The organism is Ruegeria sp. BE10 (assembly GCF_056538905.1).
Genome location: NZ_JBQFTX010000003.1, coordinates 266,295 through 281,039 on the forward strand (window position 1 = coordinate 266,295; position 14,745 = coordinate 281,039).

A 14,745-nucleotide genomic window follows, 5' to 3' on the forward strand; every position below is an offset into this window, starting at 1 on the left:
TCAGTTGGACCCCGTTCTGATGACCCTGTGCTGTCGGTTTTTCTCTCAGAGAAATCCGGCACCAAAAAGCAGAGCGCTGGTCAGCACCCCAAGAATTGGTACAAAAAGAGGTACGCGGAAATGTTCCCGAGTTGACCCTGGCCGGGACTTCAGCAATATCAGCGAGATGTTGACCAAAACAAACACTCCCAAAACGATCTGGGATGTGCGTTCCGCTAGTATGCCGATTGGCAAGGTTTGCGTCAGCAGAAGAATTATCGCAACTACCAACAGGGTTGCGACGACCGGTGTTTGGGTAACCTGCGGGACAGTCGCCAGTATTTTCGGAAGATGATCCCGGTCGGCAAGACCATAGATCACCCGCGACGCCATAATCATCTGGATCAAGACGCCATTGACTGTTGCAACGACTGCGACTGCGGCGAACCCTTGTTTGATTACTTCGGGTGCGTCGAAGAAAACCAGCGTGAGTGGGGCGGCCGAGGTCGACAAGGTATCGATAGGAACAACGAGCAGGACCGTGATCGAGGTCGCTAGATACAAACCCGTCGCCAGAACGAGCGTCAAAAGGATAGCCTTTGGAATTGTGTGGGTTGGGTCTTTTACCTCTTCCGCGACGTTTGCCATGTCCTCAAAGCCGACAAAGGCAAAAAATGCCAGCAGAGATGCCGCCATAATACCGCGCCAGGTGCTGAGCTCGAGTCCCGGAATCATCTCACTAATTTCATGGCCTTGCGGTTCCTGCACAGACATGCCCCAGCCAATCACAAAAAGAAGCCCCGCGATCTCGATGACCGTGATCACGGCTGCCACAAACACCGATTGCGTAATGCCCCAGAGTGCAATCAGCCCCATGATCGACACAACGCCGATCGTAAGCAATGCGGTGCCAAGCCCCGTCAGGGTGTGAAGGTATGAGGTCGCCCCAATCGCAACAGCGGAGGCTGAAATAATCCCAGACGCAGCAACGGCAAGACCGATTAGAACCGCAATCCAGCCCCTTTGAAATCCCGCTTCAACGTATGCCGCTTCACCCGCGCTTACGGGATAGCGTGTCGCGAGTTCGGCGTACGACAAAGCCGTCAGCGAAACGACGAGCGCTGCAACAAGAAACGAAACTGCAGCATAAGGGCCCGCAGCCTCGGCGGTTGCGCCGACGAGCACATAAATTCCCGCACCGACGGTAACACCGAGCCCATATAATGTAAGCAACGGGGTGGTGAGAGAACGTCGGAGTTTAGGGGACGGTGGATCAACTGTATGCATTCACCTCACTCCTTGATGGGCAATTGCCGGGTTACCGAAGCTGTGCCGCAAACAAGCACCCCGATGATAAACCAAGGGCTCATCACCGCTCATGCCGAGCTTCTTCTGAAACATTCATACTTTGAAATGTAATTCTTTATTTGGCATTGATCTATATCATCAGGCGCTAAGACTGATCAGAGAGGCGGATCCGAATGCTGCGACCGTCGTTTCGTGATGGTTTTTCCCAGCTGGTACTCAAAGGTTGAATATGAGCGAGATCAATGAAGCATTCATTCGATATCGCGTATTTTCAACTCGAAATGCTGATCTCGGAGGAGGAACAGATGCTAGTTTGTCGCGGACTTCTTTTGTCAATATTTGCTGCAAGTGCTGCACTGGCGCAGGATATTGACCTTCAAAATGGGCACGATCTCTACAGAACTTATTGTTGGCAATGCCATGGTTTCGAGGCCACAGGAGATGGTCCAATGGCGGAGATGCTGGCGATAAGGACACCTGATCTGACGAGGCTCGCGGCCCAAAACGACGGTGTTTTTCCGATTGAGGCGGTGGCGCGTCAAATTGATGGTCGCGCACCATTGCTCGCGCATGGTGGAGAAATGCCCATTTTTGGACCAGCTTTGGATTCGGATCAAAAAGTTGCGCTGACGATGCCTGACGGCCAACCGATGTTCGCAGGTGTGCCGTTGGCGAATGTGATTGCGTATCTTGAGGCTATACAGACCGAATAGGTTGGCACAAAGTCCACCCTTGGATTGCAGGACACCACTACCACGTTTGCCGGCACTGGTTGATTTACATTAAGGCAAGTTTCCTCGATCTCAGTTAATATTCAGCATTTAGAGATGAGGAGGAATCTCCGATGCATGAAGAGAAGCCAAAATCAAGTTACTCCAACCCACTTGTCGATATCTTCAAGCAGATGCAGCCATCTACTTCAGCCAATCCGTTTCTGGGCGCTCAGCTTGAGCAATTCTGGGACATGCAGGAAAAATCGCTGAAAGAGGCAGAGGCCTTTGCTCAGCATTGGTTTGAGAGGCGTCACGAGGCTGTGCGAACCGCGCTGGAGGCTGCGCGCTCGGCGTCTGCTGCAGACCCGACTGATCCGGCGAAAGCGCTGCAATCCATAGCAGAGTGGCAGAAGCACTCAGCCGAACGCCTTGTGGCTGACGCTCAGGAATGGTTCGAAACAGTTGCCCGATGTGCAGCATATGCAGCGGAAACAGAAGTCGAAGCTGTGGGAAAGACAATGGATGATGTTGCAAGCACAGCTAAGAAGGCGGGTAAATCTCCGAAATCCGATCCGGTATAGAGAGCCGTATCACCGCAGAGGTCGGAACGATCGCAGCTGGAGCAATGGAAGGTAGCTCATATGTATAAAAACATTCTGGTACCAGTCGCACTGGACAAAGATCACGATACACAGGCCTCATTTGAAGCTGCTCGTTTGCTGGCGAATGCCGATGCGGAATTCACAGTGCTTCATGTGCAGGAACCGATCCCTGCATATGTGGCATCTCAGATACCCGAGGAAGTTCTGGCAAATACGCGAAAAGAACTTCAGGAAAGCTTACATCGGAATGCTGCCGACCTATCGGGTGCGAAACCGCGCCTTGTCTCGGGGAGCGCTGGCCGCGCGATCGTTGACTTCGCAAATGAAAATGACATCGATTGCATAGTGCTGGCCTCACACAAGCCGGGGATCGAGAACATTTTTATTGGGTCAACTGCAAACCGGGTCGTTCACCACGCCAATTGTTCTGTCCACGTGATCCGCTGAACCGGTTTCTGGTAAGTGCCGCACGTCGATTAAGCGTTGTGGATGAGTCGATTTTCCAGACCCGAGTTGTTTTACGATCGTCACACGCTGCATGACCATATGGAAATGGATGGCGTTGACCGGCTCAATGAGCGGGTCCGACCGAATGGATTGCGAAAGTTGAATCGGGGGAATGGCAAAGCCATGTGCAATCACTTACTATTTCAGCGGGTAGATCCAACCGCCGATCTTTCCGCGTCGTCCCCTCAAATCTTGCACTCCGGCGGACACCAACCACTTAACTAAGGATTGCCCAGCCTTGTCCGTCGGACTTATTGCCTCGATCAACAAACCGCTAACCACCAAAGAAGATTTTAGGTTCCGCGACAACTGCTTCAGCCTGCTTGCAACGTTCACGGTATCGCCGATGACACTGTATTCAAGACGGCGCCGGTTTCCGATGTCACCAGAAATTACAGGACCGAAGTGGATGCCAATTCCGATGCGCACCGGAGGAAGCCCTTCAGCATTTCTGTCACGATTCCAGATGCTCAATACCTCAAGCATGTCAAAGGCGCATTGAAGTGCGTTACTGACGTCGTTCTCACTGGGCTCTGGTGTCCCGAAGGTCCCCATCAGCCCGTCGCCCAGATATTTGTCCAGTGTGCCTTCGTTCTCGAAAACTGCCTTGCCCAACCTGTCATGATACCCGCGCAAGAAATCAACGACATCGCCAGGGGCGTCGCTCTCGCACATGGTGGTAAACCCAGTTTCACCAATTCGCATCCGCGAAGCTTGCTATCAATCGCCACGTTGAACAATGTAAGATCGCGCAGGTTGCCCGCCAATTCGAGCCGCGCTCGGATCGCCCAGACCTGTTTCGGCAACAGCGGTCGTTTCTGGCCAATGAACCGGCCCTTGATCCAGGCTCTTCGTTTCGGGGTGACAGCGGGAAGTTGAATTCTTGGCATGTTGGGCCCTCCAATCCTCCCGCCAGGCCCAGACATCAGCACTGCGCTGACACCTGAACTTTACAGTTGGTTTGAATGGCCGTTGTCCGATTGCTTGTTCTTCGGGAAACACTGCGGGTGCATTGAGCTGGTCTGAGCCCCAATCTTCCAGATGCTGCTTAACGCTTGAAGAGGCGCTAAACGCAGAGTTCGTACATTGCCCTACAAAGGCTAATTCAAGTGAGTCAGTCTTTGCGGTTTTCGTTGCTTCAGCAGCGCAATATTGATCCCGACGGTGTAACTCAGCAAATCGTTTGGTTCGGCAAGAAATCTCATGCTGTAATCATTGAAGACCCGACAACATCATGTTGAAGATGTTGCCGGGTCGCTTTTGACCCTCTGCGGATATTTATTGAAGCTTGATGTTCAAAATCACCCTCGTCGCCTTACAACAGGAACCCTCCACCTGCTTGTACAGACTGGCCTGTGATCCACCCGGCACGGTTATCGGCAAGCAAAAGAACCGCGTTTGCGATGTCTTCAGGTTCACCGATGCGACCCATCGGTGTTTGAGCGATAATCATTCCTAGCATTTGTTCATTTGACTTTACGTCTGCCGTTATTTCCGTGTCTGTAAGTCCGGGTGCGACCGCATTGACCCGGATGCCCATTGGACCGAGTTCCGCAGCAATGAGTCTGGTTGCGTGGTCCACAGCTGCCTTTGACGATGCGTAAACCGCAGCACCAGGCATCATGCCGCGCGCGACTACCGAAGAAATATTGATGATTGCCCCCTTACTGATGGCAAGATGGGGGGTTGCCTCGCGGGCAAAAGCCAGCGGTCCAAACACGTTGGTTCGGTAAATGCTTTCGATATCCTGGTCACTGGTTTCAGACAGTGGACCCATCTTTCCTGTTCCAGCATTGTTGACCAAAACATCCAGCCGGCCAAATTTGCGGATGGTCTCCTCGATAATTCGGGCCGGTTCGCCATCTTTGCTGACATCCCCAACAATAGCGTAGGCTTGCGGCCCAAGTTTCTGAGTTGCTTCTTCAAGAACGGATTGTCTGCGACCGGTAATAACCACCTTCGCCCCATTGGCAATAAAGGCAGATGCCGTGGCTTTCCCAATTCCCGTACCACCACCGGTGATAAGGATCACTTTGTTTTCGAGGTTTTCCATTTACTTCTCCTGATTTTTAGCGAGGGGTATGTGCCTATCCAGCCAACTTGGCGCTGGCTTCAGGCTGTTGCCCAGTCAGATGCGCAATCAACGCCGGAACGCTTGCTTCGATCCGGATCTGGTCCTGGCTCATCGCACTGTGGAGTACGAACGGCGGCAGATAGGTCATGCCAGTTGTAAGTGCCGTCTGTCGAAACGGAGTCAGAAACTCGGACATGGAAAAATTGTTGAATGCAGCAGTCCGGTAGCTTTCGACCGGTCCGCCAGTGGAAACGGCAAGTACAAGCTCTTTTCCATTCAGTAGGCTGCCACCGGGGCCATAGGCAAACCCGGCCAGCAACACCTGATCAAGCCACGCCTTGAGTACGGGCGGGGAGGAGTACCAGTAGAACGGAAACTGTAACACGACTCGGTCAGCATTCCGAAGCAGCGCCTGTTCGACCTCCGGATCAAATTTCATCTCTCGCCCGCCGACGGCCATCAGGTCACGGGTTGCGATGCCTGCCACATCTGACAGGGCGTCAAACCACACTCGGTTGACCAATGAGGCTTTGAGGTTTGGATGAGCGGTCAAAACGAGAATGTTCATTGGTGATTTGTCTCTGCCGTCCGGGGGGGGCGCGTTTACTTGTTGGCCAAATCTATTTATTCCATCACAGACAACAATATGCCTGTTAACCATCTCTATGGTGTAGGAGATGCACCAATGCGCCTGCCTCTTTCCACTCTCGAAGTGTTCAATGCGATTGCTCAACACGGCAGCCTGAGTGCTGCTGCACAAAAGCTGGGGCTCAAACGGTCCACAGTAAGTCATCAGCTAAAGAACCTAGAAGACAGACTTGGAACTGCACTGTTCATCCGGACGACGCGGTCAATCAATCTGACAGAAGCCGGGCGTGCTCTGGCGAGAAGCTCGGGCCCGGCATTTGATCAACTTGCCGACGGGCTTGAAAGCGCACTTACAGCAGGCCATTCAGCCCGCGGTACGTTGAAGCTCGCGATTTCCGAGATCGCCTATCATCTGGTCGTTCGCGAAGCGCTGGTCTCATTCCAGGAGCTATACCCCGAGATCGAGGTTGAGCTGCTGCTAACCGATGCTTTGTCGGATGTGCTTGGCGAGGGCTTCCATGCTGGATTTCGTATGGGTGGCATGATTGCGCAGGATATGATTGCCATCTGCTTAACAAGTCCATTGCAAACAGCTGTGGTGGCAAGCCCGAAGTATCTTGCGGAGAATGGCACCCCAGAAAACCCAAGGGATTTGTTGGAACACAATTGTCTGCGCTACCGCTTCCAAAGCTCCGGCCAATTCGCCCCCTGGACATTCACCGGCCCTGAAGGTGACTACGCCGTCGAAGTGGGCGGTAGCCTGATCGCAAACTCTTCGCCGGTCACGGTTGAAATGGCGGCCCGCGGGCTGGGAATAGCTTATTCGTTTCGCGACACGTGTCTGGAATCACTGGCATCCGGTTTAGTCGAAGAAGTCTTAGTCCAAAACAGGGTTTCCATCCCCGGCATCAATATCTTTTTCCCGCGGGAATACCGTTCGATGACACCACTGCGCCTCTTTATTCAACACCTGAAAAAGAAGCCCGTTGGTGCTTAATCAAAAGGGCGCCATTGAGCTCACTCCAATGTCGTCTGAATTAGCACTAAGTCCGCGACCTGTGAGTTGGCGCATCCATTGTCGCTGCGCTGCGCAGGAACGGCCGGTTCTTCAGACGCGTTGCTGTGCACAAGATGATGCGCACGCGGAAAAGTCTGTGCTGCGAGCTCACGCAGCGAGAAAATCAAATTCACAGGATGGGCTCGCAGCCGACATCCGATCATTTCACTCAGACAATGGCGGGCATCTAGGCGACCAAGGTCGACAATGCGCGGAGAGCAGACAAATGCACCCGCAGCACTCAGTTCTCATAGTAATGGCGGCTCCGGGCTCTCAGCCCGCATTCGCCGCCTGTAGCGCGAAGCTCGGCTCCTGATTTGTGAACGACCGTCCGGCGAGCGAGGCGACTCAAGATCAAGGGCTTGGCTCGATCTATCGACGGCTGGTTCCGCGACGCCTGCGTCCAATGCCTTGCTGCATGGGCATTGGTCGACTGCGAGCCCAAATTTAACGATACTGCACGGTGCCAGAGTGTCTGCTTTCAAAGGTTTTTCATTATGGGTAACGTCAGTTCCAGCAAGTGGAGCAACCGTGTGCGCAAACCCAAGGGTCGGGTGACCGACGTTTTTGCCTTACCAGATGATGAATTTGGAAAACCTCGAACCGTCCTGATGTTGGATCGGCTCACGCACGTTCCAGAGGCAGGAGACGTATTAACGGTTGCGGACCAGAACTTGACTATCGCTCAAGTCGATAGGCGGCGGTTTAGAGACTGCCTGACTGGTTGGAAGATGCCGGGGCGCGGCAGTATTGCTGTCTTGGTCAACAAACCTAGCGAAGCTCTTCGCCCGTTAGCGCAGGGTCCAGATCGCCCTGTCGTCACTTGGACCTCTAAAGACGAACTTCCTTGGCACTTCCAAACGGATAATCTGCCGACATTTAATCACCTCAATGAAACTTGGAACGCTCATCCAAATGATGTCGGCCTCAAGATTGAGCAGAATGATCAAACGTTACTGGCCCAAATGCGGCCAAATCCATACGCCTATCGTAAATACGAGAACATACCCTCAATCACAGTCCGCTTTTCAGGCTGCGAGCGGTATCGTGTGACACCAATGAATGACCATGGTTGGTATGGGGGCCAATGCCGTTTCAGCGGGCTCGCTCCGTCATGGGGCGAGTTCTACGAAATTTCAGGCGACACCAGAGACGACATGGACCCCACGCCTTGGGTCAAGATGGAAGGGTCTGGGACGCGGCATTTTCATTTCTACCTGAGAGATGAAGCCCTTGAGGTCAAAGCGCAGGAATGGTCGTTGGAAACCAAAAGCTGACTTTCGGTTTCAATTCCTGGACGGCAGCAAAGTCCGCGTCTCGCTCATTACCAGACGAAATCTCGCTGCACCCGGCGCGAATGACCGCTCTTCGCGCCGGGTTGCCGTGCTCAATATGATGCTTACGCGGCAAAATTCGTGCTGCGAGCGCGCGCAGCGACACTTTGACACTTCCGCTCAGGGCTCGGTGCGGTCGTTCGTCGAATTGTCGTGAGAAACCGCACTGCGGACAAAGCGGCCTTTGGTTCTCCAAACTAATCGGACATTTTTGGTTTTAGACTAGGCGGTTGTGTAGAGTGACAGGATTACTTGTCTTCTCTTCCGTAAGCACAATATCTCAATTGGCACCCTCATTGGAAGCTGAGGAGGCCGCTACCAATCGAATTTCCATCATATCTTTAAGTCCAGGCGCGGCTTCCAAAAAGGGCGGAAGAGTTCAATCTTGGGGCATCGGTTCATCACGACTTTAAGGCCCGCCGCTTCAGCGAGTTGCGCTGCTTGGTCGTCGTACACACCGATTTGACCCCAAAGAACTTTTGCCCCGATAGCGATAGCCTTCTCGGCAAAGCCATACAACTCTTCCTTTGGGCGGAAGACGTCAACCATATCAACATGTTTGTCGATCTCTTCTAGCGAGTGGTAGACCTTGAGCCCTCTAATTTCCGAAACATTCGGGTTAGGATTCACCGGTACAATATCATAACCGATTTCACTGAGCTGTCGCAGAACGCCATAACTGAATTTTGTTTTGTCCGCGCTAGCCCCCACCATTGCAATGGTTTTGACCGACTGCAGGATGTCGGCTAGGTACTTGGGGTCGTAGTCGTAGATGCGATCAATATCTGCTTCGGGCATCGGTTAACCTTCCTTCGGCGTCGCAATGTCAGCCTTGAGTTCGTGGGGTTTGAGTGGGTCGAGAAACGGATTGCGGTACAGCTTGTCATGGCTCTCGACCCCTATCTCAAGCGTGATGTCGGATGTTGGACGTGCCACGCAAAGGATCACATAGCCGTTCGCGATTTGCCGATTATTCAGCGCAACCTGTCGGCGTTGATCGATCGCGCCAGTCTTTAGTTTTGCCGCGCAGGTAATGCAGCCGCCATACTTGCACCCAAAAGGCAAGTCGACGCCCTGTTCTCTCAGCGTTTCCAGAAGTGGACGCCGCGCATCCACACAGTATTGCGCGCCATCTCTGTTCGCGATCGTCACGGTATACATAGTCATAGCCAGATGTCGCTTGTGCAATCACCGCCCGGATACCGGCTCTCGTGACAGCGCGATGGACCATTCGGTTCTTTGCCAAAGTCCACAATGAAATCCTCGTTGATCTTCATGCCACCGTTTTCAGGGTCGCAATCGATCATCACCATAACCCCGCCCTTTTCGCGGATCTCGGGATAGAACTGGTTATCCCAAGTCGAAAACAGCGAGGTCGTGACATAAAGCCTTCGTCCGTCGAGAGAGAGCTGGAACATTTGCGGACCACCCGCGACCTCGACCCCGTTAACGATCGGAGCTTTACCCAAAAGCCCCCCCATAAACACTTGGCCGGTCAGCTTGGGATTATGCGGGTCGGTGATGTCATACTGGCGCATATCTCCATGCAGCCAATTGTTCAGGTACAAGTATTTGTCGTCCATCGAGATCAGGATCGCCGACATAACCCCCGGCAACGGGATCGGCCATTCGGGGTGCATCTCGTTTTCCACGTCGATGATCTTTTCCCACCGCCACTTTTTAGCATCGTCTTGCCACCAATGGATCACATTGGTCGAAAGAGCTGCGCCACAGAACCCATGCGTGCTGTCGGGGTCATGGTGGAACTTGACTTCCAGTGGCAACAGCCCGTCTTCACCCAAATAGAAGCTTTCGACCGGTTCGCGCTTTTCGAAATCCCAAAAATGCAGCTCCCGCCCATATTTCAGATGGCCCACTTCTTCCAGATCGAAGCCCGGCATGAAGGTATTGGGCGCAGCCCATTCGGAACTGACCATCACGTTGTGGCGCGGTTGGTACCAGAAATCGTAGCCAAACTTGATATCGCCCATCGAGGTTTCCCAGCGACCGACGATGTTGAACTCTTTGTCGAGATGCAGATAGCCTCCAGGAGCTTCACCCTTGGCATTTCCAAGGAAGGAAATGATGATTTCCGAGCCCAAACAATGCACCGTATGCGGGCCCGATAAATCTGCCTTGGCCTTAATCTCGGCCCCGTCGATGACCTTATGCAACCGCGGCGCACGCGGGTCAGTGGCTGTATCAACGATGTGAAGGTTGTTAGAGCGTACGCCTGGCAGGATCAGGTATTTGCGGGACATCGAGCCGTCGTCGTGACAGGACGAACAGGCGTTCCACCCCATATGGTGAAGCTCGTCCCCAATCCCCGGCATTTCCAGCCTATGGATTACCTGAGAATAGGTCGGGCTGTCAGGGTCGACATCCACAGTAGCAAGGTAATCAGGTTTCTGGATCCCTGTCCCGGTGTAGATGGCGATCGTGTAGAGTAGCTTTTCTCGGGGGGCTTTGATGGCTTCTTGCGGACTCTTGAAGCCCGGTCCACAGCATTGTCCATCCATCGTGTGCTCCTCCCTTGATTCCCTAAATTGTATCGTATATCGAAAACTTAGTTATCATAAAGTGAGAAAAATGCATCTCGAACGATTAGCGCTGATTTTGGAAATCGTGGGTCAAAAAGGACGTGCGTCCGTAGCGGATATCTGTGCCCAGTCCGATATACCTAAACCGACGGCCTACAGGCTGGTTCAAGACCTTGTTTTGTCCGGCCTCCTTGAATCACCAACCCGCGGTGAGTTCGCGATTGGGATTAGGCTAAAGCGTATCACGTTGAGCGATCACTCTGATCCCGCTCTTTTGCAGGTGATTGCGCCTGTCCTCTCTGGCGCCGCGAATGACTATGGCGCTGCGTTCTTCTTGTCTCGGCTACGGGGCCATTGGGTTGAGATTATTCATGTGGAGACACCGCAGACGGGCGTGTCTTTTCTTCATCCAGGTATGGGCAAACGGCCAATGCACGCGTGCTCTTGCGCCAAGGCAATCGCCGCCGTGTCGCCTGAGCTGCTGTCTCAAGACCGATTGGATGGGCAGCTTAAGCGGTACACAGATCGCACGATTACAGACCCTAAGGATCTGGCCGCGGAACTCGATGTCATTCGAGCCAAAGGGTATGCCGTATGTGTTGAAGAGCTCGAGCGCGGGATCAGTTCTGTCGCAACAACGCTGACCAAAACAGGTGTTGGTGCGACGCTTTCAATCGGCGCTACCGCGTCTCTTCGGGTGTTTACACCTTCGAAGCGAGAAAAGATTGGCCATACACTTACCACAATGTCACACGAACTTGCACGCGCGCTAGGATGGGGTGAAGCAGATAAAGAAAGGATACCCGCTTAAGTTCATGGGTATCGCAGTGCTGTAGGTTAACGCCATCCAGCAGGATTGGTGTGTTTTGCGACCTTCGCCGCTTTTAGGTCAATGAAAGAGACAAATATGGACAATGCAATGTTTGGTGGGTTCTTCGTGATCAACGTAAAACCTGAGTATCGGCAGCCCTTTTTGGACGCCAGCATCTTCCAAGCGCAAAATGTTGTCAGTGAAGAACCCGAAGTTTTCCAGTTTCATATTATGGTGGATGAAACAAACCCAAATCGTTTCTATTTCTACGAAGTGTTCAGGAACGAAGCCGCGGTCCAAGATCATTGGGAATCTGAAACCTTCAATAACTGGTTGAACACTGTCCGAAAGATGCTGGATGGTGAGATCGAACTTGTTGCCAGGATGCGCTCGCTTTTTCCGACGCCAAAAGGTTTCGAGGCGCAAAAAGCAAGCCTGCTACTATGGTAAAATTGACCAACGTTTAAAATTTTCGTCCGTGCGAGAACATTACGGGTTTTGGTGCTGGTCCGCTTTGGACTCGATGCGATCATGCGATGATATTTCGAGAGCGTCTTCGATGCGCTCGAAGCTGACACCCGACAGATTTGACTGAACAGCTGCCAGCCTATTTCAGAGAAAAAGGGAATTTCGTATGAACAGATGGATTTATTTTGGGTTCGCGTTGCTGGTTTCAGCGTGCAGCCCACCTAAACAGGCTCCATTGGTCACTGACGCGAACGGTCAGACTGCCATCCAAATCAACACAAGCGGGCTGACATGCTACGGGTCGACCTGTCTGGAGATTACAAGAGGCAGCGTTCGCGCGATCGGACACAAGAGAGCTCGGATCCCAAAAGGTATCGATGTCAGCAGCGGAACCGTCACTCCAGACGAGTTCAAGCGGATGCGCCAATCAGCGATGCTGGCGGGGGGACCCGGTTCTGGCAATCGGTAAAGGAAGGAGAGGTCGCGATATGTTCAACGATGACGTCCAGGCACGATGCCCGGAATGCGGATCTCCGGATACGCTGGTTACGGGTGAGAAGGCTGCCTGCAATGCATGTGGGTACGAGGAGCCTTTTCTGTTCGATGAGGAGGTGCGCGACGGAGCACATGAGGTTGTGGCCAACGCGCAGAAAATGGCACGGACGAGAGACGTTCTGCAGCGATGGGATTTTGCAGGGTAAATGGGTGGCTGAGGGGGCCAGAAAACCAGAAAGTGAAAACTCGCTGTGCGGGGCTCTCAGGGACGAAACGAGGGCCGCGCCTGTCACGAGATGAAAAATCCGTTAACCCCTCTTTGAATGGGCGTAGAAGGGGTTACTCTGCTGCAACTTGCTCGGTAGGGCTCAAACGCTTCATTCTGCGCGGGCTGCGCTGTAATCCTTGTCTGAGACATGCTCCATCCAATCCGCAGTCTTGCCCTCGACAGAGGTCTGCACAGCCAGATGGGTCATCGCACAGTCAGGCGACGCGCCGTGCCAATGCCGCTCTCCTGGCGCGAACCACACCGTATCGCCAGGGCGCAACACCTGCACTGGCTGCCCCTCAGACCCAGCCAAGCCCAAGCCCGACAAAACATGCAGCGTTTGACCGGCAGGGTGCGTGTGCCAAGCTGTCCGTGCGCCGGGCTCAAAAGTCACCGTAAGGATCTTGACCGGCGAGGGATCATTCCCCGTTACAACGGGATCAAAGCGGACCGTACCGGTGAAATACTCATTGCCGGGAAATTGAGAGGGCCGGTCCCCGGCGCGGTGAATCTCCATGATGTGCTCCTTCGATGCGCTGCTCTTGGCGACTTAGCAGAGTTCCGATTTCAAACCCAGAGGCGCGCCGGGTCGACGCGGCCATCAGAGCGCCATTGTCAAATGCCCAGAATGCGACTGGAACCGGTCATCGGTTTGAACAGGACCTGCGTCCAAGTAGCAGACTAAGCCGTCTCAAGCTGGCGCTGCAGATTTCGCATTTCCACCGACAACCCACAAACACAACACCGCAAGCAAAACCTCTATCGCAAATGCGGCAAGAATGTTTTCGGATGGCCGACCATCGAGGACGAAACTGATTGTCCTGCCCACGGCGAAAGCTGAGAAAACCGTGGCCCCAAGCAAGGCTGAGGCCTGGACCAACTTTTGGTAAAAGGCTCCGCACAAAATGATCAGGCCAAGTACCGCGAGATTGGCAGCAGGTGCACGCAACTCACTCATCAGGTTTGGCTGCGGCGAGAGTATGATGCCGTAGTTGGCGTAGAAAGACTGTGGGTCCAGAGTGATGGCCAGACCGATGGCGAATGCAGTTAATCCGGACATGCCCAAGATAAGCCTGCCTCTAAGTTCAAGTTTCATGTTTGTCTCCAATGTCCTTTGGCCTGGCTCAAGCGGCTTTGGTCCACGCGCCAGACATTTCAGCTTTGTTTGCGAAGTCGGCGAAGTCGCGTGGCGCGCGTCCAAGCGCACGCTGGACCCCGTCCGCGAGGTTCGCATTGCGCCCGTCCAGCGTTTCACGCGCGATGTCCGTAATCACATCAGCAATCATCTCGCCATTCGCATGCGCGATTTCCGCGTGGAAGTCTTCGAATGAAATTGGCAGGTATTGCACAGTCCTGCCCATGGCGCGCGAAAGCTCTGCGGCCATGTCGGCAAACGTCATGAGACGTGGTCCTGTGACCTCGTACAGTTCGCCGTCGTGTCCTTCTTCTGTCAAAGCAGCTACGGCAACATCGGCGATGTCGTCCACGTCGATGATCGGTTCGCGTACTTCGCCGGCGGGCATCGGCAAGACACCTGCCATGACCGGACCAAGCAATGCCCCTTCAGAGAAGTTTTGTGCAAACCATGCTGCACGAACGATAGTGAACGGAACTCCGGAATTGCGTACGACTGCTTCCGCTCGTTCCGCATGAAACTCGCCACGCCCGGTTAGCAGAACAAGACGCTGTAATCCCTTTTCACGAGCCAATGCTGTGAAGGCTTCGACTTGCTCAACCGCGCCAGGAAAAGCGATGTCAGGAAAGTAAGAAATATAGGCAGCCGAAACGCCTTCCAGGATTGCGGGCCAGGTCTGCGGTTGTTCCCAGTCAAATGGCGTTTCACTGTTCCGCGATCCGCGCCGGACTGTCTGCTCTTTTTCTTCCAGACGTGTCGCGATCCGCGATCCGGTTTTGCCTGTTGCGCCAAGTACAAGAATGGTTTGCTCCATCATTGGTCATCTCCATGAGTTCAGTTGATGGCCCGAAATTAGGCAATCAATA

At 53.5% G+C, this 14,745-nt stretch carries 18 protein-coding genes and 1 pseudogene; 8 read left to right on the top strand and 11 right to left on the bottom strand.

The window, feature by feature from the left end; all coding sequences use genetic code 11:
- Positions 1-45: 45 nt before the first annotated feature.
- Complete coding sequence (locus tag ACR0M2_RS09530) at positions 46-1,266, bottom strand: APC family permease (protein WP_480704788.1); 1,221 nt, start codon at positions 1,264-1,266, stop codon at positions 46-48.
- Positions 1,267-1,529: 263 nt separating this feature from the next.
- Between ACR0M2_RS09530 and ACR0M2_RS09535 the strand changes: the two genes are divergently transcribed.
- From ACR0M2_RS09535 to ACR0M2_RS09545, 3 genes are all read left to right on the top strand, one after another.
- On the top strand, positions 1,530-2,000 hold the full coding sequence (locus tag ACR0M2_RS09535; protein ID WP_082643718.1) for a c-type cytochrome: 471 nt from the start codon (positions 1,530-1,532) through the stop codon (positions 1,998-2,000).
- Positions 2,001-2,131: 131 nt separating this feature from the next.
- Positions 2,132-2,581 (top strand): phasin family protein, encoded by a 450-nt coding sequence (locus tag ACR0M2_RS09540; protein ID WP_480704789.1) that lies wholly within the window; start codon positions 2,132-2,134, stop codon positions 2,579-2,581.
- A 60-nt stretch (positions 2,582-2,641) separates the two neighbouring features.
- Positions 2,642-3,049, top strand: a complete 408-nt coding sequence (locus ACR0M2_RS09545; protein ID WP_480689389.1) for a universal stress protein — start codon at positions 2,642-2,644, stop codon at positions 3,047-3,049.
- 198 nt (positions 3,050-3,247) lie between these two features.
- Here the strand turns inward: ACR0M2_RS09545 and ACR0M2_RS09550 are convergent, their stop codons facing one another.
- The 4 genes and pseudogenes from ACR0M2_RS09550 to ACR0M2_RS09565 all read right to left on the bottom strand — a co-directional run bounded on the left by ACR0M2_RS09550 (position 3,248) and on the right by ACR0M2_RS09565 (position 5,751).
- Positions 3,248-3,814 (bottom strand): adenylate/guanylate cyclase domain-containing protein, encoded by a 567-nt coding sequence (locus ACR0M2_RS09550; RefSeq protein ID WP_480704791.1) that lies wholly within the window; start codon positions 3,812-3,814, stop codon positions 3,248-3,250.
- Positions 3,796-3,999, bottom strand: a pseudogene (locus ACR0M2_RS09555) (integrase); the annotation flags it as partial. The pseudogene ACR0M2_RS09555 and the gene ACR0M2_RS09550, both read right to left, overlap by 19 nt.
- Positions 4,000-4,424: 425 nt before the next feature.
- Positions 4,425-5,162, bottom strand: a complete 738-nt coding sequence (locus ACR0M2_RS09560; RefSeq protein ID WP_170359662.1) for an SDR family NAD(P)-dependent oxidoreductase — start codon at positions 5,160-5,162, stop codon at positions 4,425-4,427.
- A gap of 34 nt (positions 5,163-5,196) precedes the next feature.
- Complete coding sequence (locus tag ACR0M2_RS09565; RefSeq protein ID WP_480704793.1) at positions 5,197-5,751, bottom strand: NAD(P)H-dependent oxidoreductase; 555 nt, start codon at positions 5,749-5,751, stop codon at positions 5,197-5,199.
- A 117-nt stretch (positions 5,752-5,868) separates the two neighbouring features.
- Here ACR0M2_RS09565 and ACR0M2_RS09570 point away from each other — a divergent pair, with 117 nt between their 5' ends.
- Together ACR0M2_RS09570 and ACR0M2_RS09575 are read left to right on the top strand one after the other, a co-directional pair.
- The gene (locus tag ACR0M2_RS09570) at positions 5,869-6,768 is read left to right on the top strand and encodes a LysR family transcriptional regulator (RefSeq protein WP_226688886.1); all 900 of its coding nucleotides are present in this window, start codon (positions 5,869-5,871) and stop codon (positions 6,766-6,768) included.
- A gap of 593 nt (positions 6,769-7,361) precedes the next feature.
- The gene (locus ACR0M2_RS09575) at positions 7,362-8,105 is read left to right on the top strand and encodes a hypothetical protein (RefSeq protein ID WP_480704795.1); all 744 of its coding nucleotides are present in this window, start codon (positions 7,362-7,364) and stop codon (positions 8,103-8,105) included.
- Between the two features lie 390 nt (positions 8,106-8,495).
- Here the strand turns inward: ACR0M2_RS09575 and ACR0M2_RS09580 are convergent, their stop codons facing one another.
- Genes ACR0M2_RS09580 through ACR0M2_RS09590 form a run of 3 tightly spaced genes read right to left on the bottom strand, consistent with a single transcriptional unit; the run spans position 8,496 to position 10,681 of the window.
- Positions 8,496-8,960, bottom strand: coding sequence for a CoA-binding protein (locus tag ACR0M2_RS09580; RefSeq protein WP_170350251.1), 465 nt, complete (start codon positions 8,958-8,960; stop codon positions 8,496-8,498).
- Between the two features lie 3 nt (positions 8,961-8,963).
- Positions 8,964-9,329, bottom strand: coding sequence for a 2Fe-2S iron-sulfur cluster-binding protein (locus ACR0M2_RS09585; protein WP_170377340.1), 366 nt, complete (start codon positions 9,327-9,329; stop codon positions 8,964-8,966).
- Positions 9,326-10,681: a selenium-binding family protein gene (locus ACR0M2_RS09590; protein WP_480704797.1), complete on the bottom strand. Its 1,356-nt coding sequence runs from the start codon at positions 10,679-10,681 to the stop codon at positions 9,326-9,328. Before ACR0M2_RS09590 ends, ACR0M2_RS09585 begins: the two co-directional genes overlap by 4 nt.
- Before the next feature lie 70 nt (positions 10,682-10,751).
- Between ACR0M2_RS09590 and ACR0M2_RS09595 the strand changes: the two genes are divergently transcribed.
- The 3 genes from ACR0M2_RS09595 to ACR0M2_RS09605 all read left to right on the top strand — a co-directional run bounded on the left by ACR0M2_RS09595 (position 10,752) and on the right by ACR0M2_RS09605 (position 12,682).
- Positions 10,752-11,513 (top strand): IclR family transcriptional regulator, encoded by a 762-nt coding sequence (locus ACR0M2_RS09595; RefSeq protein WP_170411531.1) that lies wholly within the window; start codon positions 10,752-10,754, stop codon positions 11,511-11,513.
- Positions 11,514-11,609: 96 nt separating this feature from the next.
- Positions 11,610-11,963 carry a putative quinol monooxygenase gene (locus ACR0M2_RS09600; RefSeq protein WP_480663127.1) on the top strand — a complete coding sequence of 118 codons (354 nt, stop codon included), beginning with the start codon at positions 11,610-11,612 and terminating at the stop codon, positions 11,961-11,963.
- A 506-nt stretch (positions 11,964-12,469) separates the two neighbouring features.
- A complete protein-coding gene (locus tag ACR0M2_RS09605; RefSeq protein ID WP_480704799.1) occupies positions 12,470-12,682 on the top strand; it encodes a hypothetical protein in 213 nt (70 codons plus the stop codon).
- A gap of 171 nt (positions 12,683-12,853) precedes the next feature.
- Here ACR0M2_RS09605 and ACR0M2_RS09610 read toward each other — a convergent pair whose 3' ends face one another.
- The 3 genes from ACR0M2_RS09610 to ACR0M2_RS09620 form a co-directional block, all read right to left on the bottom strand.
- The gene (locus ACR0M2_RS09610; RefSeq protein WP_480704801.1) at positions 12,854-13,261 is read right to left on the bottom strand and encodes a (R)-mandelonitrile lyase; all 408 of its coding nucleotides are present in this window, start codon (positions 13,259-13,261) and stop codon (positions 12,854-12,856) included.
- Positions 13,262-13,435: 174 nt separating this feature from the next.
- On the bottom strand, positions 13,436-13,840 hold the full coding sequence (locus tag ACR0M2_RS09615) for a DUF4345 domain-containing protein (protein WP_480704803.1): 405 nt from the start codon (positions 13,838-13,840) through the stop codon (positions 13,436-13,438).
- Positions 13,841-13,868: 28 nt separating this feature from the next.
- Positions 13,869-14,696, bottom strand: coding sequence for a Rossmann-fold NAD(P)-binding domain-containing protein (locus ACR0M2_RS09620; protein ID WP_480704804.1), 828 nt, complete (start codon positions 14,694-14,696; stop codon positions 13,869-13,871).
- Between the last annotated feature and the right edge of the window lie 49 nt (positions 14,697-14,745).

Coding starts and splice junctions, on each gene's coding strand:
- ACR0M2_RS09530 (WP_480704788.1), bottom strand. CDS start 1,266: ATGCATACAGTTGATCCACCGTCCCCTAAACTCCGACGTTCTCTCACC.
- ACR0M2_RS09535 (WP_082643718.1), top strand. CDS start 1,530: ATGAAGCATTCATTCGATATCGCGTATTTTCAACTCGAAATGCTGATC.
- ACR0M2_RS09540 (WP_480704789.1), top strand. CDS start 2,132: ATGCATGAAGAGAAGCCAAAATCAAGTTACTCCAACCCACTTGTCGAT.
- ACR0M2_RS09545 (WP_480689389.1), top strand. CDS start 2,642: ATGTATAAAAACATTCTGGTACCAGTCGCACTGGACAAAGATCACGAT.
- ACR0M2_RS09550 (WP_480704791.1), bottom strand. CDS start 3,814: ATGCGAATTGGTGAAACTGGGTTTACCACCATGTGCGAGAGCGACGCC.
- ACR0M2_RS09560 (WP_170359662.1), bottom strand. CDS start 5,162: ATGGAAAACCTCGAAAACAAAGTGATCCTTATCACCGGTGGTGGTACG.
- ACR0M2_RS09565 (WP_480704793.1), bottom strand. CDS start 5,751: ATGAACATTCTCGTTTTGACCGCTCATCCAAACCTCAAAGCCTCATTG.
- ACR0M2_RS09570 (WP_226688886.1), top strand. CDS start 5,869: ATGCGCCTGCCTCTTTCCACTCTCGAAGTGTTCAATGCGATTGCTCAA.
- ACR0M2_RS09580 (WP_170350251.1), bottom strand. CDS start 8,960: ATGCCCGAAGCAGATATTGATCGCATCTACGACTACGACCCCAAGTAC.
- ACR0M2_RS09585 (WP_170377340.1), bottom strand. CDS start 9,329: ATGACTATGTATACCGTGACGATCGCGAACAGAGATGGCGCGCAATAC.
- ACR0M2_RS09590 (WP_480704797.1), bottom strand. CDS start 10,681: ATGGATGGACAATGCTGTGGACCGGGCTTCAAGAGTCCGCAAGAAGCC.
- ACR0M2_RS09595 (WP_170411531.1), top strand. CDS start 10,752: ATGCATCTCGAACGATTAGCGCTGATTTTGGAAATCGTGGGTCAAAAA.
- ACR0M2_RS09600 (WP_480663127.1), top strand. CDS start 11,610: ATGGACAATGCAATGTTTGGTGGGTTCTTCGTGATCAACGTAAAACCT.
- ACR0M2_RS09605 (WP_480704799.1), top strand. CDS start 12,470: ATGTTCAACGATGACGTCCAGGCACGATGCCCGGAATGCGGATCTCCG.
- ACR0M2_RS09610 (WP_480704801.1), bottom strand. CDS start 13,261: ATGGAGATTCACCGCGCCGGGGACCGGCCCTCTCAATTTCCCGGCAAT.
- ACR0M2_RS09615 (WP_480704803.1), bottom strand. CDS start 13,840: ATGAAACTTGAACTTAGAGGCAGGCTTATCTTGGGCATGTCCGGATTA.
- ACR0M2_RS09620 (WP_480704804.1), bottom strand. CDS start 14,696: ATGATGGAGCAAACCATTCTTGTACTTGGCGCAACAGGCAAAACCGGA.